At 63.2% G+C, this 3,939-nt stretch carries 3 protein-coding genes and 1 pseudogene; 2 read left to right on the top strand and 2 right to left on the bottom strand.

Annotated features, from left to right (window positions below):
* Positions 1-300: pseudogene (locus ACN0SY_RS10080) on the top strand (RNA-binding transcriptional accessory protein); the annotation flags it as partial.
* A gap of 144 nt (positions 301-444) precedes the next feature.
* A complete protein-coding gene (gene gndA / locus ACN0SY_RS10075) occupies positions 445-1,878 on the top strand; it encodes an NADP-dependent phosphogluconate dehydrogenase (RefSeq protein WP_417686881.1) in 1,434 nt (477 codons plus the stop codon).
* Between the two features lie 79 nt (positions 1,879-1,957).
* Here gndA and ACN0SY_RS10070 read toward each other — a convergent pair whose 3' ends face one another.
* Together ACN0SY_RS10070 and ACN0SY_RS10065 are read right to left on the bottom strand one after the other, a co-directional pair.
* On the bottom strand, positions 1,958-2,893 hold the full coding sequence (locus ACN0SY_RS10070; RefSeq protein ID WP_417686879.1) for an SRPBCC domain-containing protein: 936 nt from the start codon (positions 2,891-2,893) through the stop codon (positions 1,958-1,960).
* Positions 2,890-3,231 (bottom strand): ArsR/SmtB family transcription factor, encoded by a 342-nt coding sequence (locus ACN0SY_RS10065; protein ID WP_417686877.1) that lies wholly within the window; start codon positions 3,229-3,231, stop codon positions 2,890-2,892. The genes ACN0SY_RS10070 and ACN0SY_RS10065 overlap by 4 nt, the downstream gene beginning before the upstream one ends.
* Positions 3,232-3,939 lie beyond the last annotated feature (708 nt).

The raw sequence follows: 3,939 nt of genomic DNA, 5'->3' as shown, positions 1-3,939 counted from the left end.
GTGAAGGCCGGCGACATCGTGAAGGTGACGATCCTGGAAGTGGACGTGAAGCGCAAGCGCATCTCCATGACCATGAAGTCCGCCGTTGACTATCAGGGCCAACGCGAGCGCGCCGCGGACAACCGCCGCGATGACCGTGGTCCCGGTGGCCGTGGGTCAGGCGGACGTGGACCCGGCGGCAAGGGCCCTGGCGGTCGCGGGCCGGGCGGCAATGCGCCGCGTGGTGGCGGAAGCACTTCAGATGGCGGCAACAACGCCATGGCCGCAGCTCTCGCGGCTGCCATGAACAAGAAGAAGTAGGTACTTCGAACCAGTTGTCAGATCGGCGGGGCGCCGCAAAAGGCAACACGGGATGCCGTTCGGCATTGCCGCCTGCCTGCGGTTGGGCTATCACATCGCGGTCTGAACAATCTCAATCGAAAGTATAGTGAAAGGAGCCTCCGCATGGCAGGAACAGTGACGGCCGCAGCCGAAGTCGGTTTGATCGGACTTGGCACCATGGGCGGGAACCTGGCGCTGAACATTGCGGAGAACGGCTTCTCCATCGCGGTCTACAACCGCACCTCCGACAAGACCGACAGCTTTTACGCCAATGCCGGCGCGCTCGCCGAAAAGCTGATTCCGGCCAAGACGCTGGAAGATTTCGTCGCTGCGATCAAGACCCCGCGCGCCATCATCCTGATGGTTCCGGCAGGCGAAGCGGTTGACGAGCAGATCGCTGCCCTGCGCCCGCTTTTGTCCGACGATGACCTGATCATCGACGCGGGCAACGCCAACTACCACGACACCAACCGCCGGGATGCGGCCTCGAAAGAGGGTGGCCCGCGCTTCATGGGCATCGGTGTGTCCGGGGGTGAGGAAGGCGCGCGTTTCGGCCCGTCGATCATGGCCGGTGGTCCGAAGGATGCCTGGACGCAGGTCGGCCACATCCTCGAGGCCATTTCCGCCAAGCATGAAGGGGCCCCTTGCGCGGCCCATCTTGGCGATGCCGGTGCCGGCCACCTGGTCAAGACCGTCCACAACGGCATCGAATACGCCGACATGCAGATGATCGCCGAAGTCTACGGCGTCATGCGCGACGGCCTTGGTCTCGGGTCGGACGAAATCTCCAAGGTCTTCGGCGACTGGAACGAAGGCATCCTGCAGTCCTACCTGATCGAGATCTCCCACAAGGTGGCAGGGACCGCCGACCCGGAAACGGGCCGGCCCATGCTGGACATCATCCTGGACACCGCGGGCCAGAAGGGCACCGGCCGCTGGACCGCCATCGAGGCCTTGATGCTCGGCACTCCGGCGAGCGCCATCGAGGCCGCTGTCGCGTCGCGCAACATGTCCGCGCGCCTGTCCGAGCGCAAGTCCGGCCAGGCCGAGTTCGGCCCGGCTCCGGCGCGCATCGTCGCCGATGCGGTGTCTGCGAAGGATCTGGAAGCGGCGCTGGTTGCCGGCAAGATCGTCTGCTACGCCCAGGGCTTCGGATTGATCCTGGAAGCGGCAAAGCAGTACGGCTGGGACATGCCTCTGCCGGAAATCGCCAAGATCTGGCGTCAGGGCTGCATCATCCGCTCGGCCATGCTGAACGACATGTCCAAGGCGCTGGCCGAAGACCCGGCGCGCAACCTGATGCTGGCGCCGTTCTTCTCGGCCAAGCTGAAGGAAACCCACGGTGCCCTGCGCAAGGTGGTGGCGCTTGGCGCGCTCAACGGGCTGCCGGTTCCGGCCCTGTCCGCCGCGCTGTCCTATTTCGACATCATGCGCACCGAGCGCTCGACTGCGAACATGTTGCAGGGTCAGCGCGACTTCTTCGGCGCTCATGGTTTCGAGCGCACCGACAAGGATGGCAAGGGCTATCACGGCCCTTGGGCGATGAACACGGTCTGATCCGCGTCGCCGATCAAATGAACTGAATACTGGAAGCCGGGCCCAAAAGGTCCGGCTTTCCTGCTTTTCGTTGGGGACGCTAGCGCGAGCCGATGAAGGTCTCAAGCTTGGCGAGGGTCTGGTGCCCCAGTTCCACGGCGCCGAAGCCCCTGGCGGTCTGGTACTCCGCTTCCGTGCTGAAGATCATGCAGAGCGTGATCTTCGTTGCGCCGTTCTCGTCCTCGAATGAAGCGAAGGCGTCCGCGTGTTTCGGGCCGTTCTCTCCCCAGAGCAGGGAGTAGCTCATGCGCTCGTTGGGGTGCACAACGTGATAGAGGTGATGGTTTGGATAGACGGTGCCATCAGGACCGATCATGTCGAAGACCCATTCGCCGCCCGGCGAAAGGTCGATCCGCCTGGTGCGGCAGAAGAACCCATCCGGCCCCCACCATTTCGGCAGGGTTTCCGGATTCATCCAGGCGTTCCAGACGACAGGCCTCGGGGCCGGGATCCGCCGCTGCAGAACCATCGTACGTGTTGCGACGGCAGCCATATTGTCCAGTCCCGCCTCAAAGCCCTGCCGGTAGCCGTCTGCCATGTCCGGCGTGTGCGCCGAGAGCTGCACCGTCAGGTCCAGCCGGCTGCCTTCTGCCGTTTCCGAGATCTGCGCGGTGACAAGCGAGGAGGACAGGGTTTCGCCTTCACAGGAGATGACTTCGTAATTGACGCTGCGGGTTTCCGGCAGCAATTCCAGCCATCCGCATTCGCAGCGGATATCGGGTTGTCCAGCGACCTTGCAAAGCGAGATTTCCTTGCCGCCGATCCGCGTATCCGCTTCCAGGAATTCCACGGTGACGGAGGGCGTCGGCGCAGCCCACACCGCGCGGGCGGCAGGTGCTGTCCAGGCTTGCCAGAGGACGGTTGCCGGGGCGGCGACTTCACGGCTGAACGTGAGGGTCGCGAAGTATCCCTCTCTTCCCCGGTCGTTTGCTGCGCTCAGGTCTGCTTTTTCATCAGGTGCGAAACCTTGGGTCATTCCTCGCGGTCCTTCATCACTTGCGCGACGAAAGCATCCAGCCGGTCAAGCCGTGCCTCCCAGATCGCGCGCTGTTCATCGAGCCAGCTCCGGGCCGGTGCCAAGGCTTCCGGCACCATGGCGCAGGTCCGTACTCGGCCATCCTTCGAACTCACGATCAGCCCTGCATCCTCGAGCACCGAAAGGTGACGCATCACCGTGGGCAGACGCAGGCCGGTCGGTTCGGCCAGGGTGCTCACCCGTGACGGCCCTTCCGCCAGCTGTGTGAGGATCGACCGGCGGGTTGGATCCGCCAGTGCATGGAAGAGTAGGGAAAGATCGATATCATGCTTAGCCATGTTGCTAACTATTTCGATGGAGGTCGGCGTGTCAATAAAAACTTTGATGATTGGCTAAGTATTGTCTGCCGTCCCTGCGGCGCAGATGGCGCACGGGTAGCGGTAGCGCGTCGCAAGGCAACGCCGCTTCCTCTGCCGTCATCCCGGCCAAGCGAAGCGCGAGCCGGGACCCACTCGCAGGTCCGCTTGCCGAAGCGCTGGCGTGTAGAGAAACATGCCCGCCGAACGGCCATTGCTGACCTGATCCGCTCTGCAAACGAGTAGGCCCCGGATCTCCGGCTGCGCCTGCGGCCGGGGTGACAAGTCAGGGCTGGCCCCAAGCCCAGACTTGTCACCCCAGCGAAGGCTGGGGTCCAGTACGCGGAGACCTCTCAATGCAATCGACTACCGAAGGCGGATACTGGATTCCAGCCTTCGCTGGAATGACAATGGATGGGGGGGGCAAATTCGAATGCCGGCCTCATGCTGACAGTGACCAGAGACTTGCGGATCGATGCAAGGGCAGTGCGGCACAGCTTTTCCTCACTCAGGACAAGGCAGCACAAGAGCTCTGAAACACCCTTATGCCTCCTCAATTTCCCGCAACTCATTGAAATCATTTCCTCCGAAATCCTTTATCCCCCACCCCTCCGACCTGGCTTACACTTGGTGCTGTTCTCGCCGTCACGGGGCCCTGAGTGGACCGACCGTTCGGGGCGGCGGGAGCCG

The organism is Roseibium sp. (assembly GCF_048261595.1).
Classification (GTDB): Bacteria; Pseudomonadota; Alphaproteobacteria; order Rhizobiales; family Stappiaceae; genus Roseibium.
Note: the sequence above shows the minus strand (reverse complement) of the source record. Positions and strands in the feature narration are given on the sequence as shown.